Origin of the sequence: Streptomyces sp. NPDC000410, assembly GCF_040300305.1 — a bacterium.
Lineage (GTDB): Bacteria > Actinomycetota > Actinomycetes > Streptomycetales > Streptomycetaceae > Streptomyces.
The window spans coordinates 113,800-132,223 of record NZ_JBEPDM010000006.1 but is presented as its reverse complement, the minus strand read 5'-3'; the positions used below and the strand labels follow the sequence as shown (position 1 = coordinate 132,223).

Annotated in this window: 15 protein-coding genes and 1 pseudogene; 6 read left to right on the top strand and 10 right to left on the bottom strand. The window is 72.7% G+C overall.

The genetic code is table 11. The annotated features are described in order from the left end of the window. Window positions 1-31: 31 nt before the first annotated feature. Window positions 32-2,188, bottom strand: coding sequence for an MMPL family transporter (locus tag ABT342_RS10470; protein ID WP_351569998.1), 2,157 nt, complete (start codon window positions 2,186-2,188; stop codon window positions 32-34). A 97-nt stretch (window positions 2,189-2,285) separates the two neighbouring features. Here ABT342_RS10470 and ABT342_RS10465 point away from each other — a divergent pair, with 97 nt between their 5' ends. Continuing rightward, complete coding sequence (locus ABT342_RS10465; protein WP_351569996.1) at window positions 2,286-3,068, top strand: AfsR/SARP family transcriptional regulator; 783 nt, start codon at window positions 2,286-2,288, stop codon at window positions 3,066-3,068. 99 nt (window positions 3,069-3,167) lie between these two features. Here the strand turns inward: ABT342_RS10465 and ABT342_RS10460 are convergent, their stop codons facing one another. Next, window positions 3,168-3,935 (bottom strand): TetR/AcrR family transcriptional regulator, encoded by a 768-nt coding sequence (locus ABT342_RS10460; RefSeq protein WP_351569993.1) that lies wholly within the window; start codon window positions 3,933-3,935, stop codon window positions 3,168-3,170. A 126-nt stretch (window positions 3,936-4,061) separates the two neighbouring features. Here ABT342_RS10460 and ABT342_RS10455 point away from each other — a divergent pair, with 126 nt between their 5' ends. Next, window positions 4,062-4,514 (top strand): nitroreductase family deazaflavin-dependent oxidoreductase, encoded by a 453-nt coding sequence (locus tag ABT342_RS10455; protein ID WP_351569990.1) that lies wholly within the window; start codon window positions 4,062-4,064, stop codon window positions 4,512-4,514. Here the strand turns inward: ABT342_RS10455 and ABT342_RS10450 are convergent. Continuing rightward, window positions 4,504-5,808, bottom strand: coding sequence for a geranylgeranyl reductase family protein (locus ABT342_RS10450; RefSeq protein ID WP_351569987.1), 1,305 nt, complete (start codon window positions 5,806-5,808; stop codon window positions 4,504-4,506). The two genes, ABT342_RS10455 and ABT342_RS10450, sit on opposite strands and share 11 nt — an antisense overlap. A gap of 151 nt (window positions 5,809-5,959) precedes the next feature. Between ABT342_RS10450 and ABT342_RS10445 the strand changes: the two genes are divergently transcribed. Together ABT342_RS10445 and ABT342_RS10440 are read left to right on the top strand one after the other, a co-directional pair. Then, window positions 5,960-7,324, top strand: a complete 1,365-nt coding sequence (locus ABT342_RS10445) for a dipeptidase (protein ID WP_351569984.1) — start codon at window positions 5,960-5,962, stop codon at window positions 7,322-7,324. A 298-nt stretch (window positions 7,325-7,622) separates the two neighbouring features. Beyond that, window positions 7,623-8,309, top strand: a complete 687-nt coding sequence (locus ABT342_RS10440; RefSeq protein WP_351569981.1) for an MBL fold metallo-hydrolase — start codon at window positions 7,623-7,625, stop codon at window positions 8,307-8,309. 246 nt (window positions 8,310-8,555) lie between these two features. Here the strand turns inward: ABT342_RS10440 and ABT342_RS10435 are convergent, their stop codons facing one another. After that, window positions 8,556-9,569: an NUDIX domain-containing protein gene (locus ABT342_RS10435; protein ID WP_351569978.1), complete on the bottom strand. Its 1,014-nt coding sequence runs from the start codon at window positions 9,567-9,569 to the stop codon at window positions 8,556-8,558. A gap of 144 nt (window positions 9,570-9,713) precedes the next feature. Here ABT342_RS10435 and ABT342_RS38200 point away from each other — a divergent pair. After that, a pseudogene (locus tag ABT342_RS38200) lies at window positions 9,714-9,860 on the top strand (DUF8839 family protein); the annotation flags it as partial. Between the two features lie 240 nt (window positions 9,861-10,100). On the opposite strand, the gene ABT342_RS10425 reads toward ABT342_RS38200, so the two are convergent. Together ABT342_RS10425 and ABT342_RS10420 are read right to left on the bottom strand one after the other, a co-directional pair. Beyond that, window positions 10,101-10,694 (bottom strand): hypothetical protein, encoded by a 594-nt coding sequence (locus ABT342_RS10425; protein ID WP_351569975.1) that lies wholly within the window; start codon window positions 10,692-10,694, stop codon window positions 10,101-10,103. A 39-nt stretch (window positions 10,695-10,733) separates the two neighbouring features. After that, entirely contained in the window at window positions 10,734-11,729 is a 996-nt protein-coding gene (locus ABT342_RS10420; RefSeq protein ID WP_351569972.1) for an ROK family protein, read from the bottom strand. A 202-nt stretch (window positions 11,730-11,931) separates the two neighbouring features. On the opposite strand from ABT342_RS10420, the gene ABT342_RS10415 reads away from it, so the two are divergent. Beyond that, window positions 11,932-12,972 carry a LacI family DNA-binding transcriptional regulator gene (locus ABT342_RS10415; protein ID WP_351569969.1) on the top strand — a complete coding sequence of 347 codons (1,041 nt, stop codon included), beginning with the start codon at window positions 11,932-11,934 and terminating at the stop codon, window positions 12,970-12,972. Here ABT342_RS10415 and ABT342_RS10410 read toward each other — a convergent pair. From ABT342_RS10410 to ABT342_RS10395, 4 genes are all read right to left on the bottom strand, one after another. Next, window positions 12,958-15,015, bottom strand: coding sequence for a serine/threonine-protein kinase (locus tag ABT342_RS10410; protein WP_502965504.1), 2,058 nt, complete (start codon window positions 15,013-15,015; stop codon window positions 12,958-12,960). The genes ABT342_RS10415 and ABT342_RS10410 overlap by 15 nt on opposite strands. A gap of 85 nt (window positions 15,016-15,100) precedes the next feature. Continuing rightward, the gene (locus tag ABT342_RS10405) at window positions 15,101-16,390 is read right to left on the bottom strand and encodes a DUF6986 family protein (RefSeq protein WP_351569966.1); all 1,290 of its coding nucleotides are present in this window, start codon (window positions 16,388-16,390) and stop codon (window positions 15,101-15,103) included. Window positions 16,391-16,558: 168 nt separating this feature from the next. Further along, window positions 16,559-17,521 (bottom strand): electron transfer flavoprotein subunit alpha/FixB family protein, encoded by a 963-nt coding sequence (locus tag ABT342_RS10400; RefSeq protein ID WP_351569963.1) that lies wholly within the window; start codon window positions 17,519-17,521, stop codon window positions 16,559-16,561. Between the two features lie 54 nt (window positions 17,522-17,575). After that, entirely contained in the window at window positions 17,576-18,361 is a 786-nt protein-coding gene (locus tag ABT342_RS10395; RefSeq protein WP_351569960.1) for an electron transfer flavoprotein subunit beta/FixA family protein, read from the bottom strand. Window positions 18,362-18,424 lie beyond the last annotated feature (63 nt).

Genomic DNA, 18,424 nt, shown 5'->3' with positions numbered 1-18,424 from the left:
GCCACCCCGGTCGTCGGCCGAGGGGAGTCGATCACACGTACTCCCTGTGCAGTACGTCGCCAGGGGCGCCCCCGGGTGCGGCGGCCGGAGCGCTCTCGCTGATCCCGAAGCGTGCGTGGAGCCGGCGCAGCGGGGCGGGCGCCCACCAGTTGGCGCTGCCCGCGAGGCGCATCGCGACCGGGAGGAGCACGACGCGGATCAGCGTGGCGTCGACGAGGATCGCCAGGGCCGTGCCGATGCCGAGTTCCTTGAGGAAGACGACGCCGCCGGTGGCGTACGCGGCGAAGGTGAGCGCGAGGATGCCGGCGGCCGCGGTGATCAGCGGGGCGCTGCGGCGGATACCCTCGGCGACGGCCGTCTCCGTGTCGGCGCCGCGGTCGTGCTCCTCCTTGATGCGGGCCAGCATGAACACCTCGTAGTCCATGGACAGCCCGTAGGCGATGCAGAACATGAGCACGGGGATGCTGGGTTCGATGGAGCCGGTCGGGGTGAAGCCGAGCAGCGACGCGAAGTGGCCGTCCTGGAAGACGTACACGAGGCAGCCGAACATCACCGACAGGCTGAGCAGGTTGAGCACCGTGGCCTTGGCGGGCAGCAGCAGGCTACCGGTCATCAGGAAGAGGATGAGGAACGTCGCGGTGAGGATGAGGGCGATGACGACGGGCAGCCGGTCGAGGAGCGTGGCGCGGAAGTCGGTCGTCTCGGCCGGATAGCCGCCGACGAGGACGCCTTGCGGGCCTTCCGTGTCCCGGATCTGCTGGACGAGGGCGGGGACGTCCCCGTACATCGCCTCCTGGGTCGGGACGACGGGGATGCGTACGGCGCCGCTCGCGGCGGTCTCGGGGGCTTCGACGCGGAAGACGCCGGGGATACGGGCCAGTTCGGCGGCGTACGCGGTGAGGCTCGACGCATCCCGCGGCGCCGGGACGACGACCTGGATGGTGTCGGTCGGTTCGGCGGCGAACTCCTCGTGGATCGTCTCGGACGTCGTACGCGAGGAGGTCCCGGCGGGCAGCACGCGCTCGTCCGGCAGCCCGAAGCGCAGCCCGAGCAGCGGCGATCCGGCGAGCAGCAGTACGGCGAGCACGGACGCTCCGCTGAGCAGCGGGCGGCGCATGGCACGCAGCGCGGTCCGGTGCCAGAAGCCGCTCGCCACGGGCGGCTTCGCGCGCTCCATCCGGTGTCCCCAGCGGGCGAGGGCGGCCGGCAGCACGACGACGGCCCCGGCGAGCGCGGTCGCCACGACCAGGATTCCCGCGTAGGCGAAGGAGCTGAGGAAGAAGAAGGGGAAGACCAGCAGGGCGGAGAGGGAGACGGCGACCGTGACGCCGCTGAAGATCACCGTGCGGCCGGCGGCAGAGGTCGCCCGGATCACGGCCGTGTCCTGGTCGTGGCCCGCGTACCGCTCCTCGCGGTAGCGGTTGATGACGAACAGGCTGTAGTCGATGCCGAGTCCGAGGCCGAGGACGAGCGCGATGTTCGCCGCGAAGGTGGAGACCTCGGTGAACTGGGCGAGCGCGCGAAGCCCCGCGAGGGTCCCGACGACGGAGAACAGGCCCACGGCGACGGTGATCAGGGCGGCGGCGGTGCGCCGGTAGACCAGGATCAGCAGCAGGATCACGGCGGGCAGGACGAGGATCTCGGCGGTGAGGAAGTCCGCGCGTGCCTGCTCGCCGACCTGCCGGGAGATCTCCTCCTGGCCGCCGACGGTGACGGTGATCTCCGGTGTGGTGCGGGTCAGCTTCGGGGAGAGCACGGCGAGTTCGGCCCGGACCTCGGTCGCCGTGCCTTCGAGCCGGGCGAGGACGAGGGCGTGCCGGCCGTCCTTGCCGCGCAGGGCGGGGCTCTTGTCCGTCCAGTACGCGTCCACGTCGGTGACGCGCGGCAGCCCCGCGACCTCGGCGGCCAGCGCCCGGCCCGCCGCGGCGGTGGCCGGGTGGTCCACGTCCGCGCCCCGGGCGGTGACCAGCAGCGCGAGGTTGGGGTTGCCGGTGGAGAACTCGTCCCGGAGGATGCCGGCGGCCGCGACGGATTCGGTGCCGGGCGAGTCCCAGCGCGACAGGTCCAGGTCGCTCTGGGCGCCCGCTCCGTAGGCGCCGAGGCCGAGGAAGACGAGCAGGGTGGTGATCAGGACGGCACGGCCGCGGCGTACGGCGAGCCGCCCGAGGCGGGTCAGCGGGTCTGTCATGGACCCACTGTCGGCCCGGCCGCTGGAACGCCCGCTGGAACGCCCGCTGGAAGATCCACTGGAAGTTCCGCTGGAACGCCGGGATACCCTCAGGGACATGGCTGAGGGCATCCGCTTCGAACTGCTCGGCCCGCTCAGGGCATTGACGGCGGGGCACGAGATGCCCCTCGGACCGCCGAAACAGCGGGCCGTTCTCGCCGTGCTGCTGCACCAGGACGGGCGCTCGTTGTCGTACGAGGCGCTGGTCGACGCGGTGTGGGGCGCGGAGCCGCCCGCGCACGTACGCAATCTGGTGCAGAAGTACGTCTCCGGCCTGCGCCGCGCGTTCGCGGCGGCCGGGCCCGGTGCGCCCGAGCTGGTGTGGACGGGCAGCGGGTACCGGCTCTCGGGCGCCTCGATCGACGATCTGCGGGAGCGGCGCGCGAAGCTGCGGGAGGCGATGGCAGCCCGGGACGCGGGCGACCTGGGGTACGCGAGTGAACTCGCCGTCGCCGCCGAGTCGTTGTGGCGCGGTGACTTCGCGGAGGGCCTGTCGGGGCCGTATCTGGAGGCGGAGCGGCGCCGCTGGGCCGAGAAGCGGATGCTCGTGCTGGAGGCCCGGCTGGAGAGCGAGATCGAACTCGGCCGGTTCCACGAGTGTGTCCATGAGCTGGTGCGCCAGGTCGCCGCGCATCCGCTGCGCGAGCGGCTGGTGGGGCTGTTGATGCTGGCGCTGTACCGGAGCGGGCGCTCGTCGGACGCGCTGATCGCCTACGAGGAGGCACGGCGGCACATCGCGGACGCGATGGGCGCCGATCCGGGGCCGGCGCTGCGGGCCCTGCACCAGCGGGTGCTGCGGCAGGACCCGGCGCTGCTGCCGCCTGCGGTGTCGGCGGCCTGACCGGTTCGGGGGCGGTTGCCGTCCCCTGTGCGCGTCAGCCGGCCGACGGGCCGTCGCCGCTCGGAATGCACCGCCAGAGGGTGTCCGGTGGATCAGGCCCTAGCGGGGTGGCGCGAGTACGAGGCCGGATTCGCGGGCGAGGCGGGACACGGAGTGCGTGAAGAAGGCGTCCCGGTCCTCGACCACCCGGTTGAACTGGCCGAACACCTCGAAGGAGATCAGCCCGAACACCTGCGACCAGGCGGCGACGAGGGCGACGACCAGCTCCGGGGGCAGGTCGGGCGCGACGTCCCGCGCGATCCGCTCGGCCTCCTGGCGCAGCTCCGCGGCGAGCGGGGGCAGGGCGACGCCGGGGCCTCGATGGGCGTCACGGGCGACGGTGATGAGCGCGAGGCCGACGCGGGAGGCCGGCTCGACGGTGGCCTTCGGGGCGACGTACCCGGGTACGGGGGAGCCGTAGATCAGGGCGTACTCGTGCGGGTGGGCGAGCGCCCAGGCGCGTACGGCCGTGCAGACGGCGGTCCAGCGGGCGACCGGGGCGGTCCTGGCGGGGGTTCCCGCCTCGGCGAGGGCGCGTTCGGCCGCGGCGCCGACGGCGTCGTACGCGTCCACGATGAGGGCGGTGAGCAGTTCGTCGCGGCTCGGGAAGTAGCGGTAGAGCGCCGAGGACACCATGCCGAGCTCGCGGGCGACGGCCCGCAGGGAGAGCTTGGCGGCTCCTTCCGCGGCGAGCTGTCTGCGGGCCTCGTCCTTGATGGCCGCGGTGATCTCGGAGCGGGCCCGTTCCCTGGCACCGCGCACGGCGCCGCCCGTGCTTCCCGTACTCGTCGCGCTTCCCGTACTCGTCGTGCTCCTCGTGCTCTTCATGTGGTGCAGTCTGTCACGTTTCAGAGCACCGCCCAATAACGAGAGCACTGCTCTTGCTTTGGACCGTCGATCCAGTGCACACTGCTCTCAAGCGAGAGCAGTGCTCTCTTACTCCAGGAGGTCGCCATGTCGTCATCGCCGCGCTACATCAAGGTCAACGCGCTCGAAACCCGGATGCACAAGTTCGTGGCCTGGCTCGCCCGCCGCGGCGTCAGCATGCTCGGCTCCGCCGAGCTCTCCGTACGCGGCCGCAAGAGCGGCACGATGCAGCGCGTCCCCGTCAATCCGTTCACCCATGACGGCGGGCAGTACCTGGTCTCGGCCCGCGGCCACTCCCAGTGGGTGCGCAACATGCGCGCCGCGGGTGGCGGCGAGCTGCGCGTCGGCCGCACGGTGCGCGGCTTCACCGCCGTCGAGATCCCGGACGACGAGAAACCCGCGGTCCTGCGCGGCTATCTGGAGCGGTGGGGCTGGGAGGTCGGCCGGTTCTTCCAGGGCGTGACCGCCAAGTCCTCCGACGCGGAGATCCTGGCGGCCGCCCCTGATCACCCGGTGTTCCGGATCACCGTCACGAAGTGACGCCGGCCCCGTCCGTCTCCTGCTCCCCCGCACCCTCTGCGGCACGGTCCTCACCGGCGGCGGCCCCGGACACCGGCGGCCGCACCCGGTCCAGCGCCTCCAGCGCACGCCGCGCCATCGGACGCGACCGGACGATGCCCGCCAGCGACGTCGAGCCGCGCGTGATGTCCGCGAACGCCCTCCACGCCGGGCGGAACCCGGTGATCGCGGCGTGGAACAGACCGGGGCGCCGCTCGAAGGCCGAGAGCATCCGCCTGCCGACCCCCATCTCCACCCCGAGTCCGGCCTTGATGGCGAAGGCGTAGTTCAGCGCCTGGCGGCGGGCGTCCACGGCGTCGTTCGCCTCCGCGATGCGTACCGCCCACTCCCCCGCGAGCCGCCCGGAGCGCAGCGCGAAGGAAATGCCCTCGCGCGTCCACGGCTCCAGCAGTCCGGCCGCGTCCCCGCACACCAGCACCCGCCCGCGCGACAACGGCGAGTCGTCGGCGCGGCAGCGCGTCAGATGCCCGGAGGAGACCGACGGCTCGAATCCGGCCAACCCCAGCCGTGCGATGAAGTCGTCCAGATAACGCTTGGTGGCGGCCCCTTCGCCGCGCGCCGAGATGACGCCGACGGTGAGAACGTCCCCCTTGGGGAACACCCAGCCGTAACTCCCCGGCATCGGCCCCCAGTCGATGAGCACCCGCCCCGACCAGTCCTCGGCGACCGTCGCCGGCACCGGGATCTCGGCCTCCAGGCCCAGATCCACCTGGTCGAGCTTGACCCCGACATGGGCTCCTATCCGGCTGGCGCTGCCGTCCGCGCCGACGACGGCGCGCGCGAGCACCGTCTCACCGTCCGCGAGGACCACCGCGACCGTGCGGCGGTCCGGCACGGCGGGCCCGTGCTGCTCGACGCGCGCGACGGTCGCCCCGGTGCGCAGCGTCGCGCCCGCCTTCTGCGCCTGCTCCACCAGTCCCGCGTCGAACTCGGGCCGGTTGATCAGGCCGAACAGCATGCGCCGCGAGCGGCGCGTGCGGGTCAGCTTCCCGTTCAGCGAGAAGGTGACCGCGTGCACCCGGTCCCTGAGCGGCAGTTCGAACCCGGGCGGAAGGGCGTCCCGCGAGGGCCCGATGATCCCTCCGCCGCAGGTCTTGTAGCGGGGCAGCTCGGCCTTCTCCAGCAGGAGGACCTGTCGCCCCGCCACCGCGGCGGCGTACGCCGCCGACGCTCCGGCCGGGCCCGCACCGACCACGACGACATCCCACACCGGTGCGCCGTTTCCGGCCACGGCATCTGCGTTCTCGCTGCTCACGATGTGCTTCTGCTCCCGATCCGACCCATGATCCACACTCTCGACGGCATCCTACGGGCGAGGCTCCGCGGCCCCCCTCTGTGGGAGGATCGCCGTACCGTCGCCGTACCTTCGCTGTACACACAACGTCGCACCCACAAGGAGCGTGCCCATGACCGCCCATCCGATTGCCGAGACCGTCGCTTCCCTGATGCCCCGCGCGAAGGCGGAGCTCGCCGAGCTGGTGGCGTTCCATTCGGTGGCGGACGAGGCCGTGGCACCGAGGAGCGAGTGCGAGGCGGCCGCGGCGTGGGTGGCCGACGCACTGCGCGCCGAGGACTTCCAGGATGTGGCGCTGCTCGACACCCCTGACGGTTCCCGGTCGGTGTACGGGTTCCTGCCGGGCCCGCAGGGCGCGCCCACCGTGCTCCTGTACGCGCACTACGACGTGCAGCCGATGCTGGACGAGTCGGCGTGGATCACCCCGCCGTTCGAGCTGACCGAGCGGGACGGCCGCTGGTACGGGCGTGGCGCCGCCGACTGCAAGGGCGGCTTCATCATGCACCTGCTCGCGCTGCGCGCGCTCAAGGCGAACGGCGGCGTCCCGGTGTCCGTCAAGGTCATCGTGGAGGGCTCGGAGGAGCAGGGCACGGGCGGTCTCGAACGGTACGCCGAGGCGCACCCGGAGCTGCTGCGCGCCGACGCGATCGTCATCGGTGACACCGGGAACTTCCGGGTCGGTCTGCCGACCGTGACGGCGACGCTGCGCGGTATGACGATGATCCGCGTCCGGGTCGACACCCTCGAAGGCAACCTGCACTCGGGCCAGTTCGGCGGCGCCGCGCCCGACGCGCTGGCCGCCCTGATCCGCGTCCTCGACTCGCTGCGCGCCGAGGACGGCTCGACGGTCGTCGAGGGACTCACGGCGGACGCGGCCTGGGACGGGCTGCAGTACCCGGAGGCCGACTTCCGGGGGGACGCGAAGGTCCTCGACGGGGTGGGCCTGATCGGGCACGGCACGGTCGCCGACCGTATCTGGGCACGTCCGGCCGTGACCGTCATCGGCATCGACTGCCCGCCGGTGGCCGGGGCGACCCCGTCGATCCCGGCGAGCGCCCGGGCGCAGATCAGCCTGCGGGTGCCGCCCGGCCAGGACGCGGCCGAGGCGACGAAGCTGCTGTTCGCCCACATCGAGAAGCACACGCCGTGGAACGCCCGGGTGAGCCTCGAGCAGGTGGGGCAGGGCCAGCCGTTCCGCGCGGACACGGCCAGCCCGGCGTACACGTCGATGGCGGACGCCATGCGCGTCGCGTACCCGGGAGAGGAGATGCAGGCCTCGGGCATGGGCGGTTCGATCCCTCTGTGCAACACGCTCGCCGCGCTGTACCCGGAGGCGGAGATCCTGTTGATCGGCCTGAGCGAGCCGGAGGCGCAGATCCACGCGGTGAACGAGAGCGTGTCGCCCGCTGAGCTGGAGCGGATGTCGGTGGCGGAGGCGGTGTTCCTCGGGAACTACGCGCGCTCGAAGCGGGGTTAGGGCCTGTCCGGTGGATCAGGCTGGATCAGGGAGCGGCGGCATGCGGCTTCGGATCCAAGGCGGAGGAAGGAGTCATGGCGGTGGGGGTACCTCCCGTGCCCGAAGGGATACGGGGGACCATGCCTACTGACGACAACGCTGGGGGTACCTCCCAGGCCGACAGGCCTAGGAGGAGAGACGGAGTCGCACGACGCCGCGAGCCCAGCCTGATCCGCCGGACAGGCCCTAAGCTCTGGGCGAAGATCGCCAGGAGCGTAGATCCGTGCGGCGGGCGTGGGCGGATGCGTACGGTCGCCGCATGGAGTTCATCGAGGTACTGCCTCAACTGCACATGTTCCGCTTCCCGATCGGCCAGGCGTACCTGTGGCGCGACGGCGAGGAACTCACCCTGATCGACGCGGGCAACGTGCACGCCGCGGCCGATATCGAGAAGGCGATACGCGGGCTCGGCCTCGACCCCGCGGGCATCCGCCGGATCGTTCTGACCCACTGCCACCGCGACCATGTCGGCGCGGCGCAGGAACTCGCGGACCGGTACGGCGCCGAGGTGCTGGCGCACCGGCTGGACGCGCCGGTGATCCGTGGCGAGGCGCCCGTCCCCGAGCCGGTCCTGCTGGACTGGGAGATCCCCCTCTACGAGCACGGCCTCACCGTCCCCGAGGCCCCGCCCACCCGCGTGGACCGCGAGCTGGAGGACGGCGACGACCTCGGCTTCGGCGACGGGGCCCGGGTGGTGCACGTCCCGGGCCACACGCCCGGCTCCCTCGCGGTGCACCTGCCGCGCCACGGCGTGCTGTTCACCGGGGACACGGTGGCCGGGGTGGGCCAGGTGATGCTGGGCGTCTTCAACGTCGACCGCGACCGGGCCCGGGAGTCGATGCGCCGCCTGGCCGCGCTGGCGCCGTCCACGCTGTGCTTCGGTCACGGCGATCCGGTGACGGTGGACGCGGCGACGGCGCTGAGCGCGGCGGCGGAGACGGCCTGAGACGGGCGAGGGGTGCGCCTGCGGCGGGGTTTCCTACCCACCCCGCCCCTTCCCGCGGTATCGATGTGCGGCTCCGCCGCGTGGTGGGGGCAAGCCCCAGACCCCCCAACCAGCCCCGCTGGGGGTCCCCCCCCATGCCCGCGGGGCATAGGGGGAGTTCGAGGCGCGGGGGTCCGGGGGCGGAGCCCCCGCAAACGGGGTCCCCGGGGCGCAGCCCCAGCGGGGGTTCGGGGGCAGAGCCCCCGGTCAGCCCACCGGCACCCCCGCCTCCAGGTTGAGCACCACTCCGCGCTCCCGGGCCCGCAGGGCCCAGCGCAGGCGCTCGTAGCGGACGGGCGGGAGCATTCCGGCCGCCTCCTCCTCGGAGGCGAAGCGCCAGTCGCGCAGTTCCGAGCCCGGCAGCAGCACCCGCGCCGCCGCCTCACCGCCGAGGCGACCGCCGTCGAAGATCAGGCGCAGGCCTCCGTAGCCGGGCGGCCTCGGTGATTCCCAGTCGACGACCAGCAGCCGGGGTACGGCGTCGAGCTGGATACCGATCTCCTCGGCGACTTCGCGCATCCCGGCACGGGCCGGGGCCTCTCCCGGTTCCACCACACCGCCGGGGAACTCCCAGCCCGGTTTGTAGGTGGGGTCGACGAGGAGCACGCGGTCCTGTTCGTCGAAGAGCAGGACCCCGGCGGCAACGGTCTCGGCGGTCGGCTCGGGTGTCTGGACGATCTCGCACACCGGCGCGGCTCCGGTGCGTACGGCCTCGGCAACGGCCTCAGCGGCCTGACGCGGGGTCAGGTAGGAGGTGTCGACGACGTGCGCGTCGGCGGTGAGCCAGCCGAGGCCGGCGCGGTAGGGCTCGATGTGGTCGTACGACCACTGCCGTATCTCCGGCTCCCCGCGTTCGGCGATACGCGTCCGCAGTATCGTTTCCGCTGGTGCGAGCAGGACATGCCGTACGGGGATGCGCCGGGCGGCGAGCCCGCCGAAGATCTCGTCCCGGTACTCCTGCCGCAGCAGCGTCATCGGCACCACCAGCACCCCGCCCACCTCGGCGAGCAGCGTGGCCGCCGCGTCCACGACCAACCGCCGCCACATCGGCAGGTCCTGGTAGTCCGTCACCTCGTCGAGACGTTTCTGCGGCAGCAGATACCGCAGCGCACCGCCGATCACCTCGGGGTCGTACAACGTGCTGTTCGGGATCAGATCGATCAGTTCGCGAGCGGCGGAGGTCTTGCCCGCACTGAACGCACCGTTGATCCAGACGATCACGGTTCCCCCTCTTCCGTAGCCCCCAGTGGACTGCCCGCAACACCCTGCCACGGAAACCCGTGCCCTCGGCCAGGGCAGGGCGTAACAGAACCGGACAGGGCTTCGTTGGAGGACATGAGAGCAAGGGGACAAGGGGGTGCTCGGATGCGCCGTAAGGTGCTGGAGATGTTTCCCGCCGGGGGACCGCGCGGCAGTTGGCCGGCCGAGGAGTTCGCTCGGGCGCGGCGGGACGAGGGGCTGCCCGCGGAGGTCGTGATGGACCTGGACGCGGACGCGTTCCTGGTGGTCGTACCGCACGCTGTCGCGCCGCAGGTGGTCGTACCGCACGCCGTAGCGCCGCAGGTGGTCGCGCCGCACAACGTCGTACCGCACGCCGTCGTACCGCAGCAGCCGGCCGAGTCGGGCCGCCGTCGGAGATGAAGACGAGCACCCTGAGGAACGTCTGAGCCGCTGACCCGCCCGCGGGGAGGCCGGGTTCCCGTGCGCGGCGGGCCAGGCCTCCGAAGAACGGTCACATGCGGCTTCCCGGGGTCACGAGAACTCGGGAGGCTGCTGCGCGAGGTTCTTCTCGTGCCCCTCCAGCCACGTGCTCAGCTCAGCGCATTTCACGAGACCGAGTCCCGGATAGTCCACCTGGTACCCCCTGGCGTTCCCCGGCATCCCGGTCTCGAGGCACTGCGCGGCGTACGGCAGGGTGTAGGCGATGCCGTGGGCGTTCTCGCGTACGACCTTGCTCTTGTGTGCCTGAAGGATCACCGAGGCCGACGCGGCTTGGGCGGCCAGCTGGTCGGTGTCCTTCGTCAACTCCCCGATGACGAGGGGATCGCGCTTCGCCTTGTCGTCCAGCCGCTCGAACCGCCGCATCAGAATGCGTACCCGCGTCGACGCCTGGATCAGCTCGCCGTACCGGGTGATCTGCTCGTGCACCTGGTCGGAGTCCCGCTGCCGGTCTATCTGCGCCCTGGTCGCCGCGAGTGTGCCGTCGACCTGCCGGCGCCCTGTCTCCAGCACACTGGCGGCCTGCAACTGCCCGGCCACCACGGTCGCCACGACCGCCGCGAGTCCGGCGTACACGACCCCGTGCGCGCGCACGTGCTCGCCTATCCGCTCCCTCATGTTCGCCATGAGGGCATCGTGTCCCGCCGGTTGATCGCTACGCCACGATCACGGAGCCAGGCGCCTCGTCCCCAGGCCCGCACCAGGGGACGCGCCCGCCCCGCCGCCCCGCCGCACGCCCGAGGGCGGCGCGGCCGCGGCCGCGCCCAGGAGGCCCGCGTCCGTGCCCGTGCGGGCCGGGGCCACCACCAGGTCCTGGACGAACGACAGCGTGGCGTAGTCGCGCAGGGCGCGGCGCAACGGCGTGAAGAGGACCTCGCCGGCGCCCGCGACTCCCCCGCCGATGACGGCGATACGAATCTCCACGAGCGTCGCGGTCGCGGCGATCGCGGCCGCCAGCGCCTGGGCCGCCCGCTCGAACGAGGCGATGGCGACCGGGTCACCGGCGGCGGCCGCGGCGGCCACCGCGGCCGCCGACGCGTCGCCGTCCGGGCCCGGCCGCCAGCCGCCCTCGATCGCGCGGCGCGCGATGTTGGGACCGCTGGCGATCCGTTCCACGCAGCCACGCCCGCCGCACGGGCACGGATCACCGTCGAGGTCCACGCTGATGTGGCCGATGTGTCCGGCGTTGCCCGTCGGCCCCGGATGGAGCTTCCCGCCGAGGACGAGCCCGCCGCCGACGCCCGTGGACACCACCATGCACAGGGCGTTGTCGTAACCGCGCGCGGCCCCCTGCCAGTGCTCGGCCGCGGTCATCGCGACGCCGTCCCCGACGAGTGCGACGGGCAGCCCGCCGCAGACGGCCCGCACCCGCTCCACCAGGGGAAACCCGCGCCACCCCGGCACGTTGACCGGGCTGACCGTACCGGCCGAGGCGTCCACGGGCCCCGCGCTGCCGATGCCGACGGCCGCGGTGTGCAGCCACAGCGGCGACCTCGCGAGCTCGGCGACGACCGACTCGACGGCGCGCATCACCGTCTCGCCGTCCTCGCGTGCCGGGGTCGGCCGCTGGGCCCGCAGAAGAATCCCGCCGCCGCTGTCCACCAACGCGCCTGCGATCTTGGTGCCGCCGATGTCGAGCGCGGCGACGAGGTCGTTATGCATCGGTGTGGGGTCTCCCGGGGGCTGGCATGGTCGGTCGTGGTCATGGTCGTGATCGTGATCGGCCGGCGTCGGCGGACCGGCGGCTTCGAAGACCAGTGTCCATTCCCCTGACAACGTTGTCCAGGCCCTATGCTCGACGCACAGCCTTGCACAGCCTTCAGGTGCCCGCACGGCACATCCGACGACGACAGGACAGCGCACTGTGGCCGAGCACGCCCGCCGCCCCGAGACCACCCGCTACGGCACCCGGCCCACCATGAAGGACGTGGCCGCGCGCGCCGGGGTCGGCCTCAAGACGGTCTCGCGGGTGGTGAACGGCGAGCCCGGCGTCACGCCGGACACCGAGCGCCGGGTGCAGGAGGCCATCGAGGCGCTGGGCTTTCGGCGCAACGACAGCGCGCGCGTCCTGCGCAAGGGGCGTACCGCCTCGATCGGTCTGGTGCTGGAGGATCTCGCCGACCCCTTCTACGGCCCGCTGAGTCGCGCCGTCGAGGAGGTCGCCCGCGCGCACGGCGCGCTGCTGATCAACGGCTCCAGCGCCGAGGACCCGGACCGCGAGCAGGAGTTGGTGCTGGCGCTGTGCGCCCGCCGCGTGGACGGGCTGATCGTGATCCCGGCCGGCCACGACCACCGCTATCTGGAGCCGGAGATCAAGGCGGGCATAGCGACCGTGTTCGTGGACCGGCCCGCCGGGCGGATCGACGCGGACGTGGTGCTCTCGGACAGCTTCGGCGGCTCCCGGGAAGGTGTCGCCCATCTGATCGCGCACGGCCACCGACGGATCGGCTTCATCGGCGACCAGCCGCGCATCCATACGGCGACGGAGCGGCTGCGCGGCTACCGGACGGCCATGGAGGACGCCGGGCTGCCGGTGGACGAGCGCTGGGTCGCCCTCGGCTCGACCGACCCGGAGCGGGTGCGCGCCGCCGTCACCGCGATGCTGTCCGGCCCGGATCCGGTCACCGCCGTTTTCGCGGGCAACAACCGGGTGACGGTGACGGCCGTGCGAGTCCTGGCGGAACAGCCGGCGCCGGTCGCCCTGGTCGGCTTCGACGACATCGAACTCGCCGATCTGCTGGGCATCACCGTCATCGCCCAGGATGCCGCCGCGCTCGGCCGGACGGCCGCGGAGCGGCTGTTCCGCCGCCTCGACGGCAGCGCGGACGAGCCCGCCCGCGTCGAGCTCAGGACGAGGCTGATCCCGCGCGGGTCGGGCGAAGTGGCGCCGTCAGCAGATCGGTAGGCCCGGCAGCGGGGCGTCGTTGTCGCCGCCCTTGAGGTTGACGACGTTCACGTACACGTTGGTGTTGCCGCTGTCGTCGTCGGTCCTCGCCCACCAGACGTTCGTCCACTGGCCGTGGGTCTCGCGGCGGCCCAGATTCACCTGGCAGTAGAAGTAGTTGGTGCCCGCGTAGAGCACCCCCATCTCATTGCCGCCGTGGCTGTACGACGTCGCGGTGCGCCAGACCTCGCAGTTGGACTTGCCGCCGCCGATGGAGTGGCAGGAGGGGACGGGGGCCGGGTCGCCGCCGCCGCCACTGGTGGTGGCACCGCCGCTGGTGCTTCCCCCGGTGTCGGTGGCACCACCCGTCGATCCGCCGGAACCGGAACCGTAGCCACTGCCGGAACCGGAGCTGGAACCGGAACCGGAAGCGCCGCCGTCCGCACCGCCGCTCTTCCCGTCACCCGTGTCACCCGCGCCGCCCGCACCCGCCGCCGGCGGCTTCCGGGACGGCGTGGCGGATTCCTTCGCGTCGCCCTTGCCCGAGGCCGACGGGCTGCCGCTGCCGGCCGACGGCGAAGGCACACCGCCCGGTTCGAGCACGTCGCCGGACCGCGTCCGCGACGGAGCCGGATCGGCCGCCCCCGCCGCCTTGTCGCCCGGGGCCTGGTCCCGGCCGACCAGTGCGTACGTCACTCCGCCCCCGGCCAGCAGTACGGCGGCCACCGCGGCGGCGACCAGCGCCTTGCCGCGCCCGCGCCCGGGACCGTGCGCGCTGCCGCCGCCGGGGACGGGACCCGTCCCCGACCCACCGGCTCCGCCGGAGGCCTGGGGCGTACGACCGCCCTCGGCCGGCCCGGCACCGTACGCCGCGGGGTGGCCGCCCGGCACGGGGCCGTGCCCCTGCGCGAACTGCGCGCCGTACGGAGCACCCGCGCCCCCGGCCGGCTGCCCGGCCTCATGGGCTCCGGCAGGTGCCGGCCCGAAGCCCTGGGGCCGGTACGGGACTTCGTTACGGGCGGTCGGGGCCGGGCCGCTGCCGCGCGTGTCCCCACCCGCACCCGGGGCAACCGGAGGCGCAACCGGAGACAGCCCATCGGCCGTCGCGGAACCCGTGTCGCCGCCCCGCGCCGCGCCGGGCGCGGCCGAATGCGCCGCGCCTCCCAGCCCCAGCGTCGCCGACGTCTCCTGTCCGGCCGCCACCTCGGTGAGCAGGCGGGCGGCGGTGGTCGCGTCGGGGCGCTGCGCAGGGTCCTTGTGCATCAGGGCCCGCAGGACGGGAGCGAGCGGCCCGGCCCGGTGCGGCTCGGGCAGCGGTTCGTCGACGATCGCGCTGAGCGTCGACCAGGTCGACGTACGCCGGAACGGCGAGGATCCCTCCACCGCCGCGTACAGCGTGGCGCCGAGGGCCCAGACGTCGGAGGCGGGTCCGGGCTCGTGGCCCTGCGCGCGCTCCGGCGCCAAGTAGTCGAGGGAGCCGACGATTTCGCCGCTGCGGGTCAGATGGGTGGCGGAGCCGTCGCCGGGGTCGTCCATCGCGGCGATGCCGAAGTCGGTGAGGACGACCCGGCCCGTGCGGTCCAGCAGTACGTTGCCGGGCTTGACGTCACGGTGGAGCACGCCCACGCCGTGGGCCGCGGCCAGCGCCTCCAGCACCCGTGCGCCGATGGCCGCGGCCTCGCGCGGGTCCATGACGCCGCGTTCGGAGAGCACGTCGTCGAGCGAGGGGCCGTCGACGAGCTCCATCACGATGACGGGCCGGCCCTCGTGCTCGGTGACGTCATGGACGGCGACGACCCCGGGGTGACGGACGCGCGCGGCGGCGCGCGCCTCGCGCTGCATCCGCAGCCGCAGATCGGCCAGCTCGGCACCGGACGCGTCCGAGTACGTACGCAGTTCCTTGACCGCGACCTCGCGGCCGAGGACGTCGTCGACGGCGCGCCACACGACGCCCATGCCGCCACGGCCCAGTTGCCGCACCACCCGGTAGCGGCCGGCCAGCCGCTCGCCCTCCCCCGAAGACCCTGAAGATCCCGAAACTCCTGGAAGCTCCCCCGAAGACACCGCTGCCCCGTTCCTCTGTCCGCTGGTGATGTCGCGTACAGGGTACGGGGCAGGGGTGACGGCTCCGCCGGGGGCCGAACGGCTGTTACTGGGCCGTGGCCGTCAGGTCGCCGCGGCGCGGCCGGGCGAACGCGTCGATCTCGGCCCGGCCGAGACCCGTGAGACCGGCGACCTCGGCGTCGTCGAGGGCGCCGCAGTCGAGTCCGCGCAGCAGGTAGCTGCTGAGCGCCTTGGCGGTGGCGGGCTCGTCCATGATGTCGCCCTCGGTCTTGGCTACGTACGCGGCGAGGCGCGCGGCGGCCGCCTCCATGCCCTCGCGGTAGAAGGCGAACACGGCGGCGTAGCGGGTCGGGAGGTGGCGCGGGTGCATGTCCCAGCCCTGGTAGTACGCGCGGCCCAGGGCGCGGCGCGTGAGGCCGTAGTGGAGCTTCCACGCCTCGTGGACGTGCTCGGTGCTGCCGACGGGCAGCACGTTGGTGGAGCCGTCGGAGACGCGCACGCCCGTGCCGGCGGCGGCGACCTGCATGATCGCCTTGGCGTGGTCGGCGGCGGGGTGGTCGCTGGCCTGGTAGGCGGCGCTGACGCCGAGGCAGGCGCTGTAGTCGAAGGTGCCGTAGTGCAGTCCGGTGGCGCGGCCCTCGGCGGCGTCGATCATGCGGGCGACGGCGGCGGTGCCGTCGGCGGCGAGGATGGACTGGCTGGTCTCGATCTGGATCTCGAAACCGATCCGGCCGGCGTCCAGGGCGTGGGCCTTCTCGAAGGCCTCGAGGAGCCGGACGAAGGCGGTGACCTGCTCGGGGTAGGTCACCTTGGGCAGGGTGAGGACGAGGCCGTCGGGCAGGCCGCCGTTCTCCATCAGCCCGGTGAGGAAGATGTCGGTGGTGCGGATGCCGCGGTCGCGTACGGCGGCCTCCATGCACTTCATGCGGATGCCCATGTACGGGGCGGCGGTGCCGTTCGCGTAGGCCTCGGAGATCAGGCGGGCGGCCTGCGCCGCGTGCGTGTCCTCGTCCTGGCCCTGGTAGCCGTCCTCGAAGTCGACGCGGAGGTCCTCGATGGGCTCGCGCTCCAGCTTGGCCCGTACGCGCGTGTACACGGGCTCGGCGAGCTCGTCGGACAGACCGAGGATCCGGGCGAAGGACCCGGCGTCGGGGGCGTGCTCGTCGAGCGCGGCGAGCGCCTGGTCGCCCCAGGAGCGGATGGTGCCGGCGTCGAAGGCGTCACCCGGTACGTAGACGGTGTGGACGGGCTGGCGCGTGCCCGGGTCTCCGGGGTAGCGGCGGGCGAGCTCGGCGTCCACCGATGCGAGGGAGGCGCTGATGCCCTCGCTGACCGCGCCGGCGAGGCTCGTCGCCACCTTCTCCTGCTGACCCATCGCTGCACACCCTCCTGTTTTCCGCTACACGGAATCAATAATCCGTATGGTGAAGTTAGCTGCGGCGACTGACCTGCGTCAATGGTGCCTCGGAACGCGGACCGGGGCCGCGCGGTGACGATCACCACACGGCCCCGGTCATGGAGACGAGCCTCGAACCGGCCGAGCTCAGCCCTTGCGGGCCTTGATCTCCTCGGTCAGCTGCGGGACGACCTCGAAGAGGTCGCCGACCACGCCGTAGTCGACCAGGTCGAAGATCGGGGCCTCGGCGTCCTTGTTGATGGCCACGATGGTCTTCGAGGTCTGCATGCCGGCCCGGTGCTGGATCGCGCCGGAGATGCCCGAGGCGATGTACAGCTGCGGGGAGACCGACTTACCGGTCTGGCCGACCTGGTTGGAGTGCGGGTACCAGCCGGCGTCGACGGCGGCGCGCGAGGCGCCGACGGCGGCACCGAGCGAGTCGGCGAGCGCCTCGATCACCGAGAAGTTCTCGGCACCGTTGACGCCGCGGCCGCCGGAGACCACGATCGCGGCCTCGGTCAGCTCGGGACGGCCGGTCGACTCGCGCGGGGTGCGGGCGACGACCTTGGTACCGGTCGACTTCTCACCGAAGGTGACGGCGAGAGCCTCGACGGCACCCGCCGCCGGGGCGGCCTCGACCGGGGCCGAGTTCGGCTTGACGGTGATGACCGGGGTGCCCTTGGAGACACGGGACTTGGTGGTGAACGCGGCGGCGAACGCGGACTGCGTGGCGACCGGGCCCTCGTCGCCGGCCTCCAGGTCGACCGCGTCGGTGATGATGCCGGAGCCGATACGGACCGCGAGGCGGGCCGCGATCTCCTTGCCCTCGGCGGAGGACGGGACGAGCACGGCGGCGGGCGATACGGCCTCGTACGCGGCCTGCAGCGCGTCCACCTTCGGCACGACGAGGTAGTCGGCGAACTCGGTGGCGTCCGCGGTGAGGACCTTGACCGCGCCGTGCTCGGCGAGCACCCCGGCGGTGTTTTCGGCACCCGCGCCGAGCGCGACGGCGACCGGCTCGCCGATCCGGCGGGCCAGCGTCAGCAGCTCCAGGGTGGGCTTGCGGACGGCACCGTCCACGTGGTCGACGTAGACGAGAACTTCAGCCATGGGACTTCAATCTCCTGCGTGTGAAGTGTGAGGGGGCAGTACGGGGCCGAAGCCTCAGATGAACTTCTGTCCGGCCAGGAACTCGGCCAGCTGCTTGCCGCCCTCGCCCTCGTCCTTGACGATCGTGCCGGCGGTACGGGCCGGACGCTCGGCGGCCGAGTCGACCGCGGTCCACGCGCCCTCCAGACCGACTTCCTCCGCCTCGATGTCGAGGTCGGACAGGTCCAGGGACTCCACCGGCTTCTTCTTGGCGGCCATGATGCCCTTGAAGGACGGGTAGCGGGCCTCACCCGACTGGTCCGTCACGGACACGACGGCCGGCAGGGACGCCTCCAGCTGCTCGCTGGCGGTGTCGCCGTCACGGCGGCCCTTGACGGTGCCGTCCTCGACGGAGACCTCGGAGAGCAGGGTGACCTGCGGGACGCCGAGGCGCTCGGCGAGGATCGCCGGCAGCACGCCCATGGTGCCGTCGGTCGAGGCCATACCGCAGATGACCAGGTCGTAGCCGGTCTTCTCGATGGCCTTGGCGAGCACCAGCGAGGTGCCCATGACGTCGGTGCCGTGCAGGTCGTCGTCCTCGACGTGGACGGCCTTGTCGGCACCCATGGACAGCGCCTTGCGCAGCGCGTCCTTGGCGTCCTCGGGGCCCACCGTCAGCACGGTGATCTCCGCGTCGTCGGCCTCGTCGGCGATCTGCAGCGCCTGCTCGACCGCGTACTCGTCGAGCTCCGACAGCAGGCCGTCGACGTCGTCACGGTCGACGGTCAGGTCATCGGCGAAGTGCCGGTCGCCGGTGGCGTCGGGCACGTACTTCACACAGACAACGATCCTCAAGCTCACGCCGGCTCTCCTACTGCATCGTCATTTCTGAGCTGCCTTGTGCAGGCAGCATAGGCGCCTGAA